Source organism: Prochlorococcus marinus str. MIT 9107, assembly GCF_000759855.1.
Lineage (GTDB): Bacteria > Cyanobacteriota > Cyanobacteriia > PCC-6307 > Cyanobiaceae > Prochlorococcus_A > Prochlorococcus_A marinus_N.
In genome coordinates this window covers 45,667-63,942 of sequence record NZ_JNAI01000005.1, presented here as the reverse complement: position 1 = coordinate 63,942, position 18,276 = coordinate 45,667, and the positions used below count along the sequence as shown (strand labels likewise).

20 protein-coding genes are annotated in these 18,276 nt (G+C 32.2%); 10 read left to right on the top strand and 10 right to left on the bottom strand.

What is annotated here, in order from left to right:
* The first annotated feature begins 417 nt into the window (after positions 1 to 417).
* Positions 418 to 882, top strand: a complete 465-nt coding sequence (locus EU92_RS05820) for an EVE domain-containing protein (RefSeq protein ID WP_032523535.1) — start codon at positions 418 to 420, stop codon at positions 880 to 882.
* A gap of 7 nt (positions 883 to 889) precedes the next feature.
* On the opposite strand, the gene EU92_RS05825 is transcribed toward EU92_RS05820, so the two are convergent.
* The 3 genes from EU92_RS05825 to EU92_RS05835 all read right to left on the bottom strand — a co-directional run bounded on the left by EU92_RS05825 (position 890) and on the right by EU92_RS05835 (position 2,066).
* On the bottom strand, positions 890 to 1,141 hold the full coding sequence (locus EU92_RS05825; protein ID WP_032523429.1) for a DUF2811 domain-containing protein: 252 nt from the start codon (positions 1,139 to 1,141) through the stop codon (positions 890 to 892).
* A gap of 314 nt (positions 1,142 to 1,455) precedes the next feature.
* Entirely contained in the window at positions 1,456 to 1,827 is a 372-nt protein-coding gene (locus EU92_RS05830; protein ID WP_032514824.1) for a DUF1818 family protein, read from the bottom strand.
* 2 nt (positions 1,828 to 1,829) lie between these two features.
* The gene (locus tag EU92_RS05835) at positions 1,830 to 2,066 is read right to left on the bottom strand and encodes a DNA-directed RNA polymerase subunit omega (RefSeq protein WP_032514823.1); all 237 of its coding nucleotides are present in this window, start codon (positions 2,064 to 2,066) and stop codon (positions 1,830 to 1,832) included.
* A gap of 97 nt (positions 2,067 to 2,163) precedes the next feature.
* On the opposite strand from EU92_RS05835, the gene EU92_RS05840 reads away from it, so the two are divergent.
* Complete coding sequence (locus EU92_RS05840) at positions 2,164 to 3,732, top strand: Hsp70 family protein (protein WP_032523423.1); 1,569 nt, start codon at positions 2,164 to 2,166, stop codon at positions 3,730 to 3,732.
* A gap of 7 nt (positions 3,733 to 3,739) precedes the next feature.
* Here the strand turns inward: EU92_RS05840 and pyrR are convergent, their stop codons facing one another.
* Positions 3,740 to 4,276, bottom strand: coding sequence for a bifunctional pyr operon transcriptional regulator/uracil phosphoribosyltransferase PyrR (pyrR, locus tag EU92_RS05845; RefSeq protein WP_032523422.1), 537 nt, complete (start codon positions 4,274 to 4,276; stop codon positions 3,740 to 3,742).
* 138 nt (positions 4,277 to 4,414) lie between these two features.
* Between pyrR and gpmI the strand changes: the two genes are divergently transcribed.
* Both gpmI and secG read left to right on the top strand, forming a co-directional pair.
* Entirely contained in the window at positions 4,415 to 6,037 is a 1,623-nt protein-coding gene (gpmI, locus tag EU92_RS05850) for a 2,3-bisphosphoglycerate-independent phosphoglycerate mutase (RefSeq protein ID WP_032523534.1), read from the top strand.
* A gap of 23 nt (positions 6,038 to 6,060) precedes the next feature.
* Complete coding sequence (secG, locus tag EU92_RS05855) at positions 6,061 to 6,288, top strand: preprotein translocase subunit SecG (RefSeq protein WP_032513304.1); 228 nt, start codon at positions 6,061 to 6,063, stop codon at positions 6,286 to 6,288.
* 64 nt (positions 6,289 to 6,352) lie between these two features.
* Here secG and groL read toward each other — a convergent pair whose 3' ends face one another.
* Positions 6,353 to 7,990 (bottom strand): chaperonin GroEL, encoded by a 1,638-nt coding sequence (groL, locus tag EU92_RS05860; RefSeq protein WP_032513303.1) that lies wholly within the window; start codon positions 7,988 to 7,990, stop codon positions 6,353 to 6,355.
* A gap of 51 nt (positions 7,991 to 8,041) precedes the next feature.
* Entirely contained in the window at positions 8,042 to 8,353 is a 312-nt protein-coding gene (gene groES / locus EU92_RS05865; protein WP_032513302.1) for a co-chaperone GroES, read from the bottom strand.
* Between the two features lie 220 nt (positions 8,354 to 8,573).
* Between groES and atpD the strand changes: the two genes are divergently transcribed.
* Together atpD and atpC are read left to right on the top strand one after the other, a co-directional pair.
* Positions 8,574 to 10,034: a F0F1 ATP synthase subunit beta gene (gene atpD / locus EU92_RS05870; RefSeq protein WP_032513301.1), complete on the top strand. Its 1,461-nt coding sequence runs from the start codon at positions 8,574 to 8,576 to the stop codon at positions 10,032 to 10,034.
* 44 nt (positions 10,035 to 10,078) lie between these two features.
* The gene (gene atpC, locus EU92_RS05875) at positions 10,079 to 10,483 is read left to right on the top strand and encodes an ATP synthase F1 subunit epsilon (RefSeq protein WP_032513300.1); all 405 of its coding nucleotides are present in this window, start codon (positions 10,079 to 10,081) and stop codon (positions 10,481 to 10,483) included.
* Positions 10,484 to 10,486: 3 nt separating this feature from the next.
* On the opposite strand, the gene EU92_RS05880 is transcribed toward atpC, so the two are convergent.
* From EU92_RS05880 to EU92_RS05885, 3 genes are all read right to left on the bottom strand, one after another.
* Positions 10,487 to 10,972, bottom strand: a complete 486-nt coding sequence (locus tag EU92_RS05880; protein ID WP_032513299.1) for a 30S ribosomal protein PSRP-3 — start codon at positions 10,970 to 10,972, stop codon at positions 10,487 to 10,489.
* Between the two features lie 107 nt (positions 10,973 to 11,079).
* Positions 11,080 to 11,238: a hypothetical protein gene (locus tag EU92_RS09845; protein ID WP_193741723.1), complete on the bottom strand. Its 159-nt coding sequence runs from the start codon at positions 11,236 to 11,238 to the stop codon at positions 11,080 to 11,082.
* 53 nt (positions 11,239 to 11,291) lie between these two features.
* Positions 11,292 to 12,617, bottom strand: a complete 1,326-nt coding sequence (locus tag EU92_RS05885) for an aminopeptidase P N-terminal domain-containing protein (RefSeq protein ID WP_032523533.1) — start codon at positions 12,615 to 12,617, stop codon at positions 11,292 to 11,294.
* Between the two features lie 74 nt (positions 12,618 to 12,691).
* On the opposite strand from EU92_RS05885, the gene EU92_RS05890 reads away from it, so the two are divergent.
* From EU92_RS05890 to EU92_RS05905, 4 genes are read left to right on the top strand one after another with little or no spacing between them, the layout of a single operon-like run.
* Entirely contained in the window at positions 12,692 to 13,669 is a 978-nt protein-coding gene (locus EU92_RS05890; RefSeq protein WP_032523420.1) for a CNNM domain-containing protein, read from the top strand.
* Between the two features lie 3 nt (positions 13,670 to 13,672).
* Positions 13,673 to 14,914 carry a GTP-binding protein gene (locus tag EU92_RS05895; RefSeq protein WP_032513295.1) on the top strand — a complete coding sequence of 414 codons (1,242 nt, stop codon included), beginning with the start codon at positions 13,673 to 13,675 and terminating at the stop codon, positions 14,912 to 14,914.
* A gap of 8 nt (positions 14,915 to 14,922) precedes the next feature.
* Complete coding sequence (locus tag EU92_RS05900) at positions 14,923 to 15,501, top strand: nicotinate-nucleotide adenylyltransferase (RefSeq protein ID WP_032513294.1); 579 nt, start codon at positions 14,923 to 14,925, stop codon at positions 15,499 to 15,501.
* Positions 15,498 to 17,195 (top strand): NAD+ synthase, encoded by a 1,698-nt coding sequence (locus tag EU92_RS05905; RefSeq protein WP_032513293.1) that lies wholly within the window; start codon positions 15,498 to 15,500, stop codon positions 17,193 to 17,195. The genes EU92_RS05900 and EU92_RS05905 overlap by 4 nt, the downstream gene beginning before the upstream one ends.
* Here EU92_RS05905 and EU92_RS05910 read toward each other — a convergent pair.
* Positions 17,192 to 18,250: a DUF3326 domain-containing protein gene (locus EU92_RS05910; RefSeq protein ID WP_032513292.1), complete on the bottom strand. Its 1,059-nt coding sequence runs from the start codon at positions 18,248 to 18,250 to the stop codon at positions 17,192 to 17,194. The genes EU92_RS05905 and EU92_RS05910 overlap by 4 nt on opposite strands.
* Positions 18,251 to 18,276 lie beyond the last annotated feature (26 nt).

The window sequence follows — 18,276 nt, the reverse complement described above, 5'->3', positions numbered from 1 at the left end:
TTTAATTATTTCTTTTCTTTCTTTAATAGGGTAAAAATAGAAGAAAGGAGAACCTGCTAATATTATTAATGGACTAAACCAGAATTGAGATCCAATACTAGAAAGAGCTGTTACAAGTATCAATATTAATTTAGATTTTTTAGACATGAAATTTTCTTCAATTTTAATTCAATCAATAATTAAAATTATAAATTACTATTGAATATAGTAAATTACAAAAAGATCTTTGGAACTTTATATTGTCGCAATGGTAACTATGACAGTAATAATTTATTTAGCTAAAAGATAATATAGGCAAGGACGATTAAACTCATACAAACCTTCACTTTCCTAAATAGATTATTTAATGGATAATAAATTCATATTCACAGAAGTTACCCAAACTTTACTCAAACCCTATATTTTCGCCGAGAACCCATGCCACAACAGGAACCTAGCTACTGGCTAATGAAAAGTGAGCCTGATGCTTATAGCATAGATACTTTAAAAAATGATGGAGTAACTTTATGGGATGGCATAAGAAATTATCAAGCTCGAAATTTCATGAGAAATATGAATAAAGGAGATAAAGTATTTTTCTATCATTCAAACTGCAAACCCCCAGGTATTGTGGGACTTATGGAGGTGATAGATCTAAATATTGTTGATCCAACGCAATTTGATAAATATTCAAAGTATTTTGATCCAAAATCGAAACCTGAAAATCCGAGATGGGATTGTGTAAAAGTAAAATATATATCTAAGTCAAATAACATTCTAAGTTTACCTGAATTAAAGATTTTATTCAGTAAAGATGAGTTGTTAGTTGTGAAGAAAGGAAATCGGTTATCAATATTACCTGTAAGAAATGATATAGCAAAAATACTACTAGAAAAAATATAAAGGATTTTTATTCGTTAAAATTCATTGAAAGCATATTTCCAATATAGAGTCTCGTTAAATCCCTATTTTGAAACCCTTTTTGCATTAAAAATCCTGCAATAGCAGCTTGTAGGATCCTGTATTGATCCCAATTAGGATGTTCCTCAACAAATTCTTTCATAGCCTTTTGAAGATTTTCCTGAAGTTCACAGTTAAAACTAATTACTTCATCTTTCTGATTTAAGACTATTTGATTTTCTTCGTAATTTAACTCTTGCATATTCAAAAAAACTTGTTGAAATTGATATCTACAAGATTTAGTTTTCTTCAAAATCACTAAATCGTCAACAAGTATTATTAAGAAACAGTCTCAAGTAATAGAATAATGAGAATCCAGTCATAAAAAAGGGTCTTATGGAAATTGAATTCCGAGAATTAAATCTTGAATGAAATATAAAGAATTTTATCAAATCAGAAGTTTTCCACATACTTAAGTTCATCAAATATTTTTTAAAAGATATTTGTGGAAAAGTTGTGAAAAATTTCTTTGGGAACGGGGAAATATTTCCTAAAATTTCCAATTTTATTTATCTTTTAATCCATTGATTCCCACATTTTTTTTATTTCATAAAATAAACTTTGTGCTATTGGTATCGGCCAATACATTTCGAAAGATCTAGTTTGATCTTGACTTTCAAAAACAAACCTTAAACTCCATTCATTCTTTTTCCCTTCTAACTCAATATACCAAGGCAATTGTTCCAATTCTAAAACAATAGACTCCTCATCCATTAATTCATTCTTGATATCTACTAGTTGTTCATTAATTCTTAGAAGTAAGAGATAAAGTGAATAAAATTCACTTTTTTGTAACTCAATTGACCAATTATCCACACAAATCAAAAAGCAAAATTTGCCTTTTTTAAAATCTCTAAGTAATCTCCATCTTTTTTGGTCTTTTGCCAAAATTAACCAGGGAGTAAATCTGGTTGATCTTGTTCATCGCTTAGTTCAATAATTGACCTTTGAACAGGTTTAATTGTTGACTCTTCTAATAGTCCATCGAAATCATCAAAACGTCTTTGTTTAGCTCTGAAGGCAATTCTAACTGTGGTTAAGTATCTATTAGTAGATTTTCTTATTAAGCTTTCACCTCTTTTAGCAAGGTCATTAGAATCAATACCTGGATTATTTGATATGTTCATTAAAAGATTTTATTTAATATAAAATGTATTTTACAGTTTATCGGACCGATTCAAAACATAAATCACAAAAACAACTTAATTGATTCAAAAAATTCAAATGGAAGAAATTTTATCTGGAACTCTAGCTGTTGATTTAGGTAATACTAATACTGTAGTAGCTTTTCAAGGTCAAAAAGATATAAATTCTATTTTAGTTGAAATTCCGAGTATTACATCATCTCCTGGAGTAATCCCCACAGCAGTCTGGTTCGAAGAAACTTCAAGAATTTTAAAGATTGGTATTAGTGCTTTAAAGATGAAAAATAGATCTGATTCGGATTTATTTTTTCATTCAAATTTTAAAAGATTAATTGGAAATCCTCTTGAAAAAATTAATCAAAAAAATATATTAAAACCTGCTGAATGCGGCGAAAAATTTTTTAAATTTTTGTGGGCAAACATTCCTAAAAAATATGATATAAAGAGACTTGTTCTAACTGCTCCTATTGATACTTACAAGGGTTACAGAGAATGGCTGGTTAAACTTTGCAATGAAATATATGTAGAAGAAATAGCGCTAGTTGATGAGCCTACTGCCGCAAGTTTGGGAACTAATGTACCATTTGGCTCCAAAATTATGACATTAGATATTGGAGGAAGCACAATAGATTTGAATATAGTAAAAATAGAGGGAGGAGAAGGGAAATCTGTTCCTATAGCTGAATTATTAAAATTCAAAGGGAATGATGTAAGCTCAATTTCAAAACAAAAAATAAGGTGTGCGGAAATAATAAGTAAAACAGGTTCAAAAATTGGTGGTAAAGATATTGATCAATGGATCGTTGATTATTTTGTTCCTGATAATAAATATGCCATTAATCTTTTGAAGGCAGAAGAAATAAAATGTAAACTCAGCTCATCTGAAATAAAATATGAAGATAAATATCCAATTAAATTTTTAATTGAAGGATATAAAGAAAAAGAATTTTACCTAAGTAAAGAAATATTTGAGAAAATTATTATTGAGAATAATCTGCTAAATCACCTTAACTCCTTACTCAAAGAATTATTAAATGAAGCTAGAGGCAAATTTTGCTCAGTAGATGACTTAAGTGCAATTATTTTGGTTGGGGGGGGGACTCAGATACCATTAATTAAAGAATGGATAATAAAAAAGATTTCAAACATTCAAATAAAGTCACCACCACCTATTGAATCAATAGCTTTAGGAGCATTAGCAATGACCCCTGGAGTAAAAATTAAAGATATATTAGACAAAGGCTTTTCTATTAGATTATTTAATAAAAGAGAACAAAAACACTTCTGGTATCCAATTTTCTGCAAAGGTCAAACATGGCCAACTGAAGCACCATTTAAACTGATCCTTCAAGCTAGTAAAAATAATCAGAAAATATTTGAAATAATTATTGGAGAAACAAAAAAAGAAAGAGAATATGATGTGATTTTTGAAAATGGATTGCCAAAGATATCAGAGGTTCAAAGTGAAGAAGAAACTATAAAATGGGATAAAAAACCACTTAAAATCGAACTAAAAAATGAATCTAATCTTGGAGAAGACAACTTAAAACTTTTCTTCAATATTACTAAAAAAGCTGATTTGTTAGTTAAGTGTTTCGATATTAAAGATGAATTTTTAGGAGAATATAATTTAGGGAATATTTTCTGAATTAAATTTACTCAAGAAAAACTCCTTCTTCATTATCAATATTATTTAGACGTACACTAATACTTTCATTTTTACTAGTTGGAACTTTTTTACCGCAAAAATCCGGTTGAATAGGTAATTCTCTATTACCTCTATCTACCATTACTAACAACATCACTCTTTGAGGTCTGCCCCATGCACATAGAGCATCCATTGCAGCTCTAATTGTTCTCCCTGTGTAAATCACATCATCTATTAAGATAATTTCTTGCTTCTCTAAAGGAATTGGAATATCAGTTGCTCTTAATAGTCGAGTGTCAACTCTATTTTGATCATCTCTATAAAAAGTCGGGTCAATTATTCCTTTTCTAACTTGTAATCCTGTCTTAAAGTATAATTCTTTTTCTAGAACTTCTGCCAAATCAATTCCTCTAGTTGGGATACCAACTAAAAGAAGGTTATCAAGTTTTTTTACTTTTTCAATAATTTCGGAAGTTAAACGCGAAAGAGTTTTTCTAAGCTCTTCTTCAGTAAGTATTACAATCCTTTTTGTTTTATTGGACATAATTTATAAATCAATAAAATTCATTCAATATTTTCATAAATTAGCAAAAGCTAACTATTTTAAATATAAATTGTTATCAAACCGCTTTTCCAGCTAAATTAGAGGCTGATCTCTTTAAACCTGAATTTTGATTCTGAAATGTCAAAGATTAGCAGCAAACACATAAAAGGTTTAAGTCCACCAGAAAGTCCAGTAGTTCTAGCAATACTTGATGGATGGGGACATCGAGAAGAGAGTTCAGATAATGCAGTAAAAAATGCAAATACTCCCGTGATGGATTCTTTATGGCATGCCTATCCTCACACTCTCATTAATGCAAGCGGTGCTAGCGTCGGCCTGCCTATCGGTCAAATGGGCAATTCTGAAGTTGGTCACCTTACAATTGGATCAGGAAGAATCATTCAACAAGAACTAGTAAGGATTACAAATGTTGTTAAAAATAATGAATTAAACCACGTATTGGAATTAAATAAATTAGCAAAATCACTTAAGCAAAACAATGGCACATTGCACATAACTGGCTTATGTTCCGATGGAGGGGTTCATAGCCATATTGATCATTTATTAGGATTAATAAAATGGGCATCTGAGGCTGGCCTTAAAAAAGTTGCTATTCATGTAATTACTGATGGAAGAGATACACCTGCTAAAAGTGCATTTCATTATTTAAAACGTATAATTGAATATACAAATAAATACAAAGTAGGAGAGATTGCTTCTATATGTGGAAGATATTGGATTATGAATAGAAATCTTTTATGGGAAAGAACAGAAAAAGCTTTTTTAAATTTAACTGATCCCAATGTCAAAGTAACTAATATTTCTCCGATTGATTATTTAAATGAAAGTTATAGCAAAAATATTACAGATGAATTTTTAGAGCCCATAAGACTTACAAAAAACTTCTTAAAGGATGGAGATAGTTTAATTTGTTTTAATTTTCGTCCAGATAGAGCTAGACAGATAATAAGATCCCTTTCAGAGGTTGACTTCTCAAAGTTTAAAAGAAATAGTGCTCCTAAATTAGATATCGTTACTTTCACACAATATGAGGCAAATCTGCATGTGAGAGTGGCATTCCCCCCGGAATCTCTTGACAACTTTGTAGGCAAAATAGTTTCAGAAAATGGCCTCAAGCAATATAGAACAGCAGAGACAGAAAAATATCCTCATGTTACTTATTTTTTTAATGGAGGAGTTGAGGTTCCTTTGCCAGGAGAAGATAGGCATTTAATTCCATCTCCGAGAGTCGCGACTTATGATATGGCCCCTGAAATGTCTGCTGAGGAACTAACTATTAGCTGTTCAAACGCAATAAAGAGCGGGAAATATTCTCTTATAGTTATAAATTATGCTAATCCTGACATGGTTGGTCATACAGGTAATATGGATGCAGCTATAAAAGCTGTTGAAACCGTAGATAGATGCGTAGGTAAAATAGTTAACGCTACTGGAGAAATGGGTGGAAGTATTCTTATCACTGCAGATCACGGTAATGCAGAACTAATGAAAGGCCCCTCTGGTGAGCCTTGGACAGCTCATACGACTAACAAAGTTCCGTTAATTTTTATTGAGGGTGAAAAGAGAAAAATACCGAATATGGGAAATGAGATTTATTTGAGAGATAATGCTGGCTTGGCAGATATTGCACCAACTTTATTACAATTATTAAATCTCCCAATTCCAAAAGAAATGTCAGGAAAATCTCTAATTAAAGAAGTCGAATTAAAAGGGTATAATAAAGTAGTTCAGCATGTCTAAAGTTAATACAAGTTTTTAAAAAAATGATTCAAATTTTTAGTTGGATATGGGTATTTTCTGGACTGCTTCTTATACTTTTAGTTTTACTTCATAGCCCCAAAGGTGATGGAATGGGAGGAATAGCAGCAAGTGGCAGCTCAATGTTCAATAGCGCTAGTAGTGCAGAAGCATCTCTTAACAAGATAACTTGGACTTTTTTAGTTATATTTTTGTCTCTCGCAATTATTCTTAGTGCTGGCTGGATTTCATAAAGATTTCATAAAAAAAGGGATCATTGTGAATGATCCCTTAAATAATTAATTAACGAGTGTATAGTTAATAATCAAAGTCACCTCCCATACCTGGGGCTCCTGCAGGAGCAGATGAATCTTTTTTCTCAGGTAAATCTGCAACTATGCATTCAGTTGTCAGAACCATACCTGCTATTGAAGCTGCATTTTGTAATCCTGAACGAGTAACTTTTGCAGGATCCACTATACCAGCAGAGGACATATCAACATACTCTCCTGTAGCAGCGTTAAATCCATCATTAAATGGCTTGGATTTTACATTTTCTGCAATCACAGCACCGTTAGAACCTGCATTTTCTGCAATTCTCATAAGAGGAGCAGTCAATGAAGCTTCAACAATATTAGCTCCAATTAATTCCTCTCCCACTAAATTTTTATCAGCCCAATCTTTTAAGATAGGAGATAAATGAGCAAGAGTTGTTCCTCCTCCAGGTACAATCCCTTCTTCAACAGCCGCTTTCGTAGCGTTAATAGCATCCTCAAGACGAAGTTTTTTATCTTTCATTTCAGTTTCAGTTGCAGCTCCAACCTTAATCACTGCAACTCCTCCAGCTAATTTTGCTAGACGTTCTTGAAGCTTTTCTTTATCGTATGAGGAATCTGTTTCATCCATTTGCTTCTTAATTTGATCACATCTACCATTCACAGCTTGCTCATTACCTTCAGCTACTATAGTAGTAGTCTCTTTATTGATAGTTATTCTTCTACCAGTTCCAAGCATATCTAAGGTAGCATTCTCTAATTTCAAGCCTGCATCCTCTGTAATGAGTTGACCATTAGTTAAAACAGCCATATCTTCAAGCATAGCTTTTCTTCTATCACCAAATCCCGGCGCTTTTACTGCAGCAACATTTAAAACACCTCTTAGTCTATTAACAACGAGAGTGGCTAAAGCCTCTTTTTCTATATCTTCTGCGATAATGACTAGTGGCTTACCAGTTTTGGCTATTTGTTCTAGAACAGGAACTAAATCTTGTACTAAGGCAATTTTTTTATCAGTCAGAAGAATATATGGTTCGTCCAAAACAGCTTCCATTCTCTCTGTGTCTGTTGCGAAGTAAGGTGAAATGTAGCCTTTGTCAAAACGCATCCCCTCAGTAACTTCTAATTCAGTAGTCATTGATTTTCCTTCTTCTAAGGAAATGACACCTTCTTTACCAACTTTATCCATTGCATTAGCAATCATTTGACCTACCTCTTCGTCATTTCCAGCGGCAATAGTTCCACATTGCGCGATAGCATTGCTATCACTAATAGGTTTAGAATTCTCTTGAATTTTACCCACTAGAAATTCAGTGGCTTTATCAATTCCTTTTTTTAAGGTGATTGCATTAGCTCCTGCAGCAACGTTTCTCAAGCCTGCTTTGACCATTGCGTGAGCTAAAACAGTAGCAGTTGTAGTTCCATCTCCAGCGGCATCATTAGTTTTTGACGCGGCTTGTCTGATTAATGCAACCCCTGTGTTTTCAATGTGGTCCTCTAATTCAATCTCTTTAGCGATTGTGACACCGTCATTAATAATTTGTGGAGCACCAAATTTCTTCTCTAATACAACGTTTCTTCCTTTTGGTCCAAGCGTTACCGCAACAGACTCAGCAAGGATATCGATTCCTCTCTCGAGCGCTCTACGAGCTTGCTCATTGTAAATAATTCTTTTAGCCATGTTTAGGCAGCAATTTAATAATAAGTTTTAATAATTTTTGAAACAAATATTTTAGCTTACTACAGCTAAAATATCTTTTTCTGAGAGTAAGACATATTCATCTCCTCCCAATTTAATGTCTGTTCCAGCATATTTGCTGTACAAGACTTTATCGCCAATACTCACTTCTGGAGTTTGTCGAGAACCATCGTCATTAAGTTTCCCAGGACCTACCTGAGCAACTTCTCCTACCTGTGGTTTTTCTTTAGCTGTATCAGGCAAAAGTATGCCCCCAGCAGTTTTTTCCTCAGATGCGGAAACTTTAATAAATATTCTATCTCCCAGTGGTTTTACTGTAGAGACTGTAAGTGAAACAGCTGCCATAGATTAATGGAGGATCATGATTGAGACGCTTTGCGCCATAAATGTGGAAAGAGAAATTCTCATTCCGTATCTTCATCAAGATAATCCGCGAAGCAGCAATTCAACCATACTTTAACTGTGCGGGTGGCCGAACCCATTTAACGAATATACCCATGAGGTGGTATTATTTTCGGATTATGAGCTGTTTAAAATCAGCTAATCATCACCAAATTAATAAAAAATGGTAGCAACTCCATCAACTTCTTCACAAACAAAAGGCGTAGTACGTCAGGTAATTGGACCAGTTCTAGATGTAGAATTCCCAGCCGGAAAATTGCCTAAAATATTAAATGCTTTAAGAATTGAAGCAAAAAATCCTGCTGGACAAGAAATAGCGCTCACTGCAGAGGTTCAACAGCTGCTTGGTGATCATAGAGTAAGAGCAGTTGCAATGAGTGGCACAGACGGTCTTGTAAGAGGTATGGAGGCAGTCGATACAGGAGCTCCAATATCTGTGCCTGTGGGAGAAGCAACTTTAGGAAGAATATTTAATGTTTTAGGAGAACCAGTAGATGAACAAGGTCCAGTAAATACCAAAGATACTTCACCAATTCATAGATCTGCTCCAAAATTAACTGACCTAGAAACTAAGCCAAAAGTTTTTGAAACCGGAATAAAAGTTATCGACCTTTTAGCTCCCTACAGACAAGGTGGGAAAGTAGGATTATTTGGAGGAGCGGGTGTAGGAAAAACCGTTCTTATTCAAGAGTTAATTAATAACATTGCGAAAGAACATGGTGGCGTTTCTGTTTTCGGAGGTGTTGGAGAAAGGACAAGAGAAGGTAACGATTTATATGAAGAATTTAAAGAATCAGGCGTTATTAATGCAGATGATTTAACTCAATCAAAAGTCGCCCTATGCTTTGGACAGATGAATGAGCCACCAGGTGCAAGAATGAGAGTAGGCTTATCAGCACTTACAATGGCCGAACATTTTAGAGATGTAAATAAACAAGACGTACTACTTTTTGTTGATAACATTTTTAGATTTGTTCAAGCTGGCTCTGAAGTATCAGCTTTACTAGGAAGAATGCCTTCAGCCGTCGGATATCAACCAACGCTTGGAACTGATGTTGGTGAATTGCAAGAGAGAATCACATCTACTTTAGAAGGATCAATAACATCTATCCAGGCTGTTTATGTACCTGCTGATGACCTAACTGACCCTGCTCCAGCGACAACCTTTGCCCATTTAGACGCAACTACTGTGCTTGCAAGAGCTCTTGCGGCTAAGGGGATTTATCCAGCTGTTGATCCATTAGATTCAACAAGCACTATGCTTCAACCATCAGTTGTTGGAGATGAGCATTACAAAACCGCCAGAGCTGTTCAATCAACTTTGCAAAGATACAAAGAACTACAAGATATTATTGCAATTCTTGGTTTAGATGAGCTTTCTGAAGAGGATAGATTAACGGTAGACAGGGCTAGAAAAATTGAAAAGTTCCTTTCCCAACCTTTCTTTGTAGCAGAAATATTTACCGGAATGTCTGGTAAATACGTAAAATTAGAAGATACCATAGCTGGTTTCAACATGATTTTGTCTGGGGAATTGGATGATTTACCAGAACAGGCATTTTACTTAGTGGGTAATATTGATGAAGTCAAAGCAAAGGCTGAAAAAATAAAGTCAGAAAAATAAATATCTAAATATTTATATATTTAACCTTCAATAATTTTAAATTAATGTCAATTTCTCTTAAGGTTTTAGCTCCTAATAAAAATGTTTATCAAGGTGAAGCTGAAGAAGTAATCCTTCCTAGTACTACTGGTCAACTGGGCGTACTTCCTGGACATATTTCTTTAGTTACGGCTATAGATATAGGTGTTTTAAGGCTAAGAATGAATTCTCAATGGAAATCAATAGCTTTAATGGGAGGCTTCGCTGAAATTGAATCAGATGAAGTCATAGTTTTAGTAAATAATGCAGAAATTGGATCAGAAATTAATGTTCAAAATGCTGAACAAGATCTTAAACAAGCAAAATTAGCAATTAGTAAATTCTCTGACAATGAAAAAAATCCAGAGAAAATTAAAGCCTTGAAAGAGATTTCGAAGGCAGAAGCTAGGATTCAAGCTGCAAAGAACTAATTTTTAAGCAGTTCCACAAAAAGTTACTTCGGGAAATTTTAATTTGGCTTCTTCTAATTTTTTTGTTTTTCCTTCTTCTTGCCAATAATTTATTACTTCTGTAGCTTTATTCAATATTTCAACTCTTTCATTATCTGTAATCCATCCTTTATTTTCTAGTTCACTTTTTAATTTTTCCCAAGCATCATCTCTTGGCCAAAAATAATAAGCTGTGAGAGGACTTGGGCCTCCACCTACTATTTGATCAACTGCTAAAGCTACATTATCAGGTAACCACAACACTTTAATGATGAACCTCCCTTCGTCAGGTTTGGGGGTGTAACCAGTAGGTACTCCATCTTCATCGATTGTAGCTGCTGCTAATACAGCTGAAGCACCCATCATGCCTGAATTAGGAGAAGAATTTTTAGATTTTGGCAAATCAGTGTTTTTTTCTTTTTTTTCTTTTTTTTCTGTTGAATTTTGATTTAACTTATCAGATGAAGTCATTCACTGTATTTATGTTTAATAAATAATTTATCAGTTTATGGTCACATTTTGATTGATTTTTTCAAAATCTCTTGATTTTAGTTATTGATGATTACTTAAAAGGATTTTCATCTATCATTGGGAACTTTATAAAAATCATAAATAGTAGCTTCCAATGAATCCCAAAGATCTTTAGGAATATCATTTTCTTCAGCAAACATTCCAAGCTGACTAGCCAAACCTCTAGCCTGAGAGAGTTTCGAATCATATGAATCTGATTTATCCATTTTAAAACTTTAAACTTTATAAAAATAAATCTATTAACTAGATAAGTCAAATTTTAAAATTCCAAATCAGAAATTTCTTTAAGTGCAGCAATACTTAAAACTTCAGGTTTTTTATCATTGACCAAAACATCATCCTCAATTCTGATCCCAATTCCTTTCCATTTCTTATCAATGGTCGGTTGTCCCTCAGGGACTGGGATCCTGTCACTTATATAAATACCAGGTTCAACCGTAAGAATCATTCCATTCTGTAATGGGACTTCATAATCTCCCATTCTGTATGCTCCAACATCATGAACATCTAAACCGAGCCAATGTCCAGTTCTATGCATGTAAAGATGTTTATATGATTGATTCTCTATTATCTGCTCAGTACTGCCCGATAATAAACCAATTTCTTTTAATCCTTCTATTAAAATTGTTAAAGCGACATTGTGAACAGTACTAGAATTTGAACCGGTTATGGCACTTTTAATTGCAGTTTTCTGAGCACTCAATACAATTTTATAGATAGCTTTTTGCTCGCAAGAAAATTTTCCGCTTATTGGAATAGTTCTTGTTATGTCTCCGTTGTAATAGTCAGTTAATGAGCAGCCAGCATCTACCAACAATAAATCTCCCTTGTTCAAAGGTGAGTTATTTGAAGTGTAATGCAGAATACATGCATTATCTCCTGAAGCAACAATAGAATTATAAGCAGGACCTCTCGCCCCTTTTTCCAAAAAGAATCCCTCTAGAACGCCCTGAATTTGTCTTTCATTTTTCTTAGATGATATAGATTCTCTAACTAATTCATGAGCTTCTGCTGAAATTTGTATGGCCTTTCTCATTCTATTAATTTCAAATTCACTTTTTATTAATCTCATCTCATTTAAATAAATTTCTGGAGATTTGATACAATTTCCACCAATCCCCAATCTTGAGCGATTTTCAAGTTGTTGTGAAAATATCTCTAAAACCATTTTCTCAATTAAGGGATACTTACCAATTGAAAATACAAGTTCATCAGAACCATTTATATATCCTGGGAGTAAATCTCTTAGTTCATTTATTGAGTGAGCCTTGTCAGCCTTAAATTCTTTTTCAGCCCCTTCCAAACCCCATCTAAAGCCATGCCAAACTTCGCTAATAATTTCTTTAGGAGCAACAAACAAAATAAATCTCTCCCCCTTTGGCTTGTGAGATAAAAAAAGAGCGATTGCATCCGGCTCATCAAAACCAGTTAAATACCAAAAATTACTATCTTGTCTAAAAGGATATTCGCAATCTGCATGATGTTTTACAAGATTAGCCCCTGGGATAATAGCCGCTTTCCCATCAAGTTTATCTAAGAAAATTTCTCTTCTTTCCTCAAAAACTTTATTGTTAGGTTTAAACATGAATTGTGTATTGGCGTGTTTTTAAAAAAAATGGAAGAATAAATTAAAACAGATTTAGTATCTAATCTATCTTAATGGAACCAAGTATTTACGTTTTAATTTTACTTATACTTATTATTTTAATTGGGTCAGCATGTTGCTCGGGAGTAGAAGCTGCTTTTTTAGCTGTAAATTCAATAAGGATTTTAGAAATAGCATCAAGACAAAAGCCTAAAAGTTCTGCGAATCAACTTCTTAAACTTAGGAAACATCTAGGAAGGACATTAACTGTAATTACAATTACTAATAACGGATTTAACATAATTGGAAGCCTTATATTAGGAGTATACGGAGCATTGGTAATTAATAATAGTTATGGCTTAACCCTATTTTCAATTTCTTTTTATATACTGGTGGTTTTAGTCGGAGAAGTACTTCCCAAAGCTCTAGGTACAAGATTTTCGGTGCAAATCGCCTTAATATCCGTTCCAATCCTACGACTATTAAATACTTTAATGAGGCCATTTTTAATATTAATAGAGCAAATATTTCCAGTTATTACTGCAGAGAATGAAATTTCAACTGATGAAGAAGAAATTAGACAAATGGCAAAAATTGGAAGTCAGAAAGGTTTTATTGAAGCTGATGAGGCAGCAATGATATTTAAAGTTTTTCAATTAAATGATTTAAAAGCTAAAGATTTAATGATTCCCAGGGTATCAGCACCTTGTCTTGATGGATCTTCCAATCTTGAGGAAATTTCAAAACTTATAATTTCAGATAACTCTCCATGGTGGGTAATTTTGGGAGATAAAGTTGACAAAATACAAGGAGTGGTTAAACGAGAGAATATGTTAAGAGAATTAATTAACGGTGCAAATAAAAAATTACTATCAGAAATTTGCGAACCTGTAGATTACATTCCCGAAATGATTAAGGCGGATCAATTATTAACAAGATTTGACAATAATCATAAAGGAGTGAAAGTAGTAGTAGATGAATTTGGGGGATTCGTGGGAATTATTGGTGCAGAAGCTGTGTTATCTGTTTTAGCTGGTTGGTGGAAAAAATAAATTATGAAAGAATTAAAAATTAATAAAAATTATTTACTTTTAAAAAATTGGTGGGAGAGAATAGATCTTACTAACTATGAAAAAAGTTTTTTTAATAGTGAAATAATTTCCTTTAATCAACAACTTTTTAGACTTAAAGAAAAAAAAATAAGAATTGGCGTATATGGCAAATCAGGAGTAGGTAAATCATCTGTTTTAAATACGTTATTTAAAAAACACATATTTAAAACAGATATTATTAACGGATCTACAAAAAAAATACAAGCAGAAGAGTGGGCTCTTAAAAATCAAACGCTTAAAAGTATAGAGTTACTAGATTCGCCAGGCTTTGACTTCTGCAATATTAAATTCCCTGATAAAATCCATTCTCACATAAACCATTCGGATCTTATTTTATTTATTGTTGCAGGAGATATAAATAGAAATGAAGTAAGCGAAATTAGCTCCTTTATTAAAAATGGAAAAAAAATTATTATAGTTTTAAACAAAATCGATCTTTTTAAAAAAAATGAATTAAAAGAAATAACTGAAAATATAAAATTTAAGCTTCCAAAAGATTTAAATATTCCAATAATTATTAATCATGAAAACAATCTTAATGACTACTTAACAAAAATAATAAATCAATATGGAGAGATTTTATTAACATTAAACTCTCTTCAATTAGCCGATAAATTGTTTATACAGTTGAAAAAACAAAGATTAAAACGAAGGCAGAAATTAGCTCAATCAACTATTGGTAAGTTTTCGACAATAAAGGCATCGGCAGTGGCTCTTAATCCTTTTATTTTATTTGATATAACTGGTAGTTTTGCACTAGATACTGCATTAATTAGCGAATTAAGTAAAATTTATGGCTTAAATTTGAAGGGTGAATCTACAAGAAAAATATTCAAAAATATATCGATTAATAACTTATTTTTGGGAGTAACTCAAATTGGCATCAATACATCTTTTAACCTTATTAGGAAATTAATTTTATTAACAGCACCTTTCACTAATGGACTGTCATTATTACCATATGGACCTATTGCCATTATTCAAGCAGCAATCGCAGTTCATTCTACAAAAATCCTTGGGAAATTAGCTGCTAAAGAAATATTTATAAGAAGCAAAGTATCTTATATAGAGCCATTCACTATGATCAAAAATATAACTTTTCAAGAACCAGAGATTTTTAACCACATAAATTTTTACTTATCAAATAGGAATTTAAATAATAATTTTATGAGTTTTCTACCTTAAAATTTAAAATGAAAAAAACAGTTGCTTTATTTGGTACTAGTGCAGATCCACCTACCATTGGTCATAAAAAAATACTTGAAGAATTATCCAAAATTTATGCATTTACCATTAGTTATGTGAGCAACAACCCCAACAAAAAGCACAAAGAAGATATCTCAATACGCAGCCATTTGTTAAAAACTTTAATAGAAGATTTAGATAATCCCAAAATTTTATTTAATCAAAGTGTTAGTAGCCAATGGGCAATAGAGTCAATCAAAAATTGCAAAAAAATTTATGAATTTAATAATTTAGATTTTGTTATAGGGAGTGATTTAATTAATGATATTTTCTGTTGGAAGAATTTTGATAAAATTAATAAGGAGGTAAGTTTTTTTATACTAAAAAGAGAGGGATATCCTATTGAATCGAGTACTCTTAAAATGTTAGAGACTTGTAAAGTAAAATTTAAAATTTCAAATATAAAAATCCCAAACATTTCAAGTTCTAAGTTAAGGTTAAATTTTAATTATTCTAATTTACCCACTTCATTAATAGATATTGTAAAGAAGAATAATTTATATATTTCCTCTAAATTAGTTGAATGAAGTTTTTACTCGCTCAAATTAATCCTGTTGTTGGAGATTTAGGGGGCAATGCAAAAAAAATACTTGATATTGCTTCGAAAGCTAGCTCAGTTTCCGCTGATTTTGTTATTACGCCAGAATTGTCATTATGGGGATATCCAGCAAATGACTTATTACTTAAAAAAAATTTAATCAAAAATCAATATCAAATTCTTGACCAATTAGCCCTAGATATTAATAAAAAATATGGGAACTTGAGTATCGCAGTTGGGATAGCTGAGATAATAAATGATTCTTTTTTTCCAAATCTTTATAATTCTATTGCGTTGCTTGAGGGGGGTGAATGGAAAATAATTGCTCGTAAAATTATTCTTCCCACTTATGAAGTATTTGATGAGAAAAGATACTTTAGATCAGAAGAAAAAGTTTCCGTATTGATAAAAAAAATTAAAAATAAAACTTGGCGACTTGGTTTTTCTATATGTGAAGATTTATGGGTCAATGAAGATATAGAAGGTAGAGGGATTCATAAAAAAAATCCTATTATTGATTTAAAGAAAAAAAAAGTTGATATTTTAATTAATTTATCTGCATCCCCATATACCTTCAAAAAGTCAGAGCTAAGGTTCAAAGTTTCCAGTTTTGCTGCTCAATATCTTCAAGTACCACTGATATATGTAAACCAGATTGGTGCGAATGATAATTTAATTTTTGATGGAAATAGTTTTATTCTTGATAAGAATGGATCTAAAATTAAGCAATTAAAATCTTTTTCAGAAGATCTCTCCAGCTGGAAAATTGAGCAAACAAAACCTGAAAAAATTAAATCTGAAAACTCTGAGATGTCATCAATTTTTGATGCATTAGTACTTGGTGTAAAAGATTATGCAAAGAAATGTGGATTTAAAACAGCTTTAATTGGATTAAGTGGTGGCATTGATTCAGCACTAGTTTCAGCAATTGCAACAGCTGCACTTGGAAGTGATAATATTTATTGCATTTCAATGCCTTCTAAATGGAGCTCATCGCATTCAAAGAGTGATGCAAAAGATTTAGCAAGAAGATTAAAGATAAATTTCAACAGCATTCCAATTGAAAACTTGATGAATTCTTTTGAAGAATCTTTTATAAAATCAATAGATTTTGAAATGGCTGAAATAACAAACCAAAATATTCAATCAAGGATTAGAGGAACGCTTCTAATGGCTTTAGCAAATCAAGAAAAGCATTTATTACTTTCAACAGGTAATAAATCGGAACTAGCTGTAGGATATTGCACACTTTATGGTGATATGAATGGAGGATTATCTGTAATTGGTGATTTATATAAAAGTAATGTTTTTAAATTATGCAATTGGCTTGATAGTAAAGATTCAATTAATCATAGAAAATCATATATGTTAGATATTAATGTAAATATAATTGGTGAAAATATACGTACAAAAGCTCCAAGTGCAGAATTGGGGCCTGATCAATTAGATACTGATTCTCTCCCACCTTATTCCATTTTAGATAATATTCTTAGAGGAATTATTGAAGAGAAAAAAGATTTAAAACAACTTGAAGAAGATGGTTTTAAAAAAGAATTAATTTTAAAAATAATCTCACTCATAAAAAAAGCAGAATTCAAAAGAAAGCAGGCTCCACCTATCCTAAAACTAAGCAATCAATCATTAGGAAGTGACTGGAGAGTTCCCATAGCAATATCTTATTAATCGCTATAAGAACATTTTTGGATTTTTTTTAAAGGCCGTTTAATTGAATTAAGGTTAATACCTTTTTTGATAGCAAGAATTATACCTGCAGCTTCTAAATAATTATTAACTTCAAAAAGATTAGGATAATCATAAAATTCATTAGTCACTTTTAATGTATTTTTATTTTTTACAGAGATGATATTTAAACCTTTTTCAATGCCTGCTAGTACTGCTTCTCCGCCTAGCGCTCCATTAGGAACGACAATAGATTCAATTTGATTAGGATGTAATGAGATAATTTCATTTACATTAGGCAATTCAACAATGTCAGGTGCATTGCTTAAACCAATCAGTACTGATGGTAAAAAGGTGTATCCTATTTCTTCTGCAGCTGCACGAGGATCTAATTTTTCATTCAACTCAATGGGATTTAACGCTGGTGCGTGAGCACAGGGAACCTTTAAGAATTTGCTTATTAAATGACTTATAACTGCTTCGACTCCAGAGATAGGATCAACCCCTTTTCCTTCTCGATAAATATTTGTTTCTATAGAATCTGAATCATCAGGAAATTTTGCCACAATTGCTATTGCCGTAACTCCTTTTTCTATTAAATATTTTCCAGCGTCTATTAGAGTATCAGGATTTTCAATTGTGCCGCCACTCATTTTTGACGAATCAGAATCAATAACTATATTTAATTGCTTTTTGGTAACCACATAAGAATGAACATTAATCCCTAGAGTAGAGACACATGCATCAGCAACTTGTAAATGTCTTACTAATATTTCATTTTCAATTGCTGAATCAAAAATTATCCCAATTTTCTGTTGCTTTACCCTCTTTAAAGCAATTTCTCCTTTAGCAAGTCTGTCTAAACTATAACCCTCAACATAAAAAATATTTTTATCTTTTTCAGAAAGAGTACCACCATTCATAACATTTGGATGAGTAATTAAACATCCACTTGCCGATGCTAATAATTTAGCGGTAGGAAGTGCATCACCAGCAAAACCTCCTACCTCGCAACCAATACCAGTTGGAACAATGAATATTGTTGGTGAAATTTCCATTAATAAAAATATCTCAAGTTATATTC

Excerpts from the sequence above, each read along its gene's own strand:
- groL (WP_032513303.1), bottom strand. The coding sequence starts at position 7,990 with ATGGCTAAAAGAATTATTTACAATGAGCAAGCTCGTAGAGCGCTCGAG.
- pyrR (WP_032523422.1), bottom strand. The coding sequence starts at position 4,276 with ATGTCCAATAAAACAAAAAGGATTGTAATACTTACTGAAGAAGAGCTT.
- EU92_RS05900 (WP_032513294.1), top strand. The coding sequence starts at position 14,923 with ATGAAAAAAACAGTTGCTTTATTTGGTACTAGTGCAGATCCACCTACC.
- EU92_RS05840 (WP_032523423.1), top strand. The coding sequence starts at position 2,164 with ATGGAAGAAATTTTATCTGGAACTCTAGCTGTTGATTTAGGTAATACT.
- EU92_RS05820 (WP_032523535.1), top strand. The coding sequence starts at position 418 with ATGCCACAACAGGAACCTAGCTACTGGCTAATGAAAAGTGAGCCTGAT.
- EU92_RS05825 (WP_032523429.1), bottom strand. The coding sequence starts at position 1,141 with ATGCAAGAGTTAAATTACGAAGAAAATCAAATAGTCTTAAATCAGAAA.
- EU92_RS09845 (WP_193741723.1), bottom strand. The coding sequence starts at position 11,238 with ATGGATAAATCAGATTCATATGATTCGAAACTCTCTCAGGCTAGAGGT.
- secG (WP_032513304.1), top strand. The coding sequence starts at position 6,061 with ATGATTCAAATTTTTAGTTGGATATGGGTATTTTCTGGACTGCTTCTT.
- groES (WP_032513302.1), bottom strand. The coding sequence starts at position 8,353 with ATGGCAGCTGTTTCACTTACAGTCTCTACAGTAAAACCACTGGGAGAT.
- EU92_RS05905 (WP_032513293.1), top strand. The coding sequence starts at position 15,498 with ATGAAGTTTTTACTCGCTCAAATTAATCCTGTTGTTGGAGATTTAGGG.
- gpmI (WP_032523534.1), top strand. The coding sequence starts at position 4,415 with ATGTCAAAGATTAGCAGCAAACACATAAAAGGTTTAAGTCCACCAGAA.
- atpC (WP_032513300.1), top strand. The coding sequence starts at position 10,079 with ATGTCAATTTCTCTTAAGGTTTTAGCTCCTAATAAAAATGTTTATCAA.
- EU92_RS05885 (WP_032523533.1), bottom strand. The coding sequence starts at position 12,617 with ATGTTTAAACCTAACAATAAAGTTTTTGAGGAAAGAAGAGAAATTTTC.
- EU92_RS05890 (WP_032523420.1), top strand. The coding sequence starts at position 12,692 with ATGGAACCAAGTATTTACGTTTTAATTTTACTTATACTTATTATTTTA.
- EU92_RS05910 (WP_032513292.1), bottom strand. The coding sequence starts at position 18,250 with ATGGAAATTTCACCAACAATATTCATTGTTCCAACTGGTATTGGTTGC.
- EU92_RS05835 (WP_032514823.1), bottom strand. The coding sequence starts at position 2,066 with ATGAACATATCAAATAATCCAGGTATTGATTCTAATGACCTTGCTAAA.
- EU92_RS05895 (WP_032513295.1), top strand. The coding sequence starts at position 13,673 with ATGAAAGAATTAAAAATTAATAAAAATTATTTACTTTTAAAAAATTGG.
- atpD (WP_032513301.1), top strand. The coding sequence starts at position 8,574 with ATGGTAGCAACTCCATCAACTTCTTCACAAACAAAAGGCGTAGTACGT.
- EU92_RS05880 (WP_032513299.1), bottom strand. The coding sequence starts at position 10,972 with ATGACTTCATCTGATAAGTTAAATCAAAATTCAACAGAAAAAAAAGAA.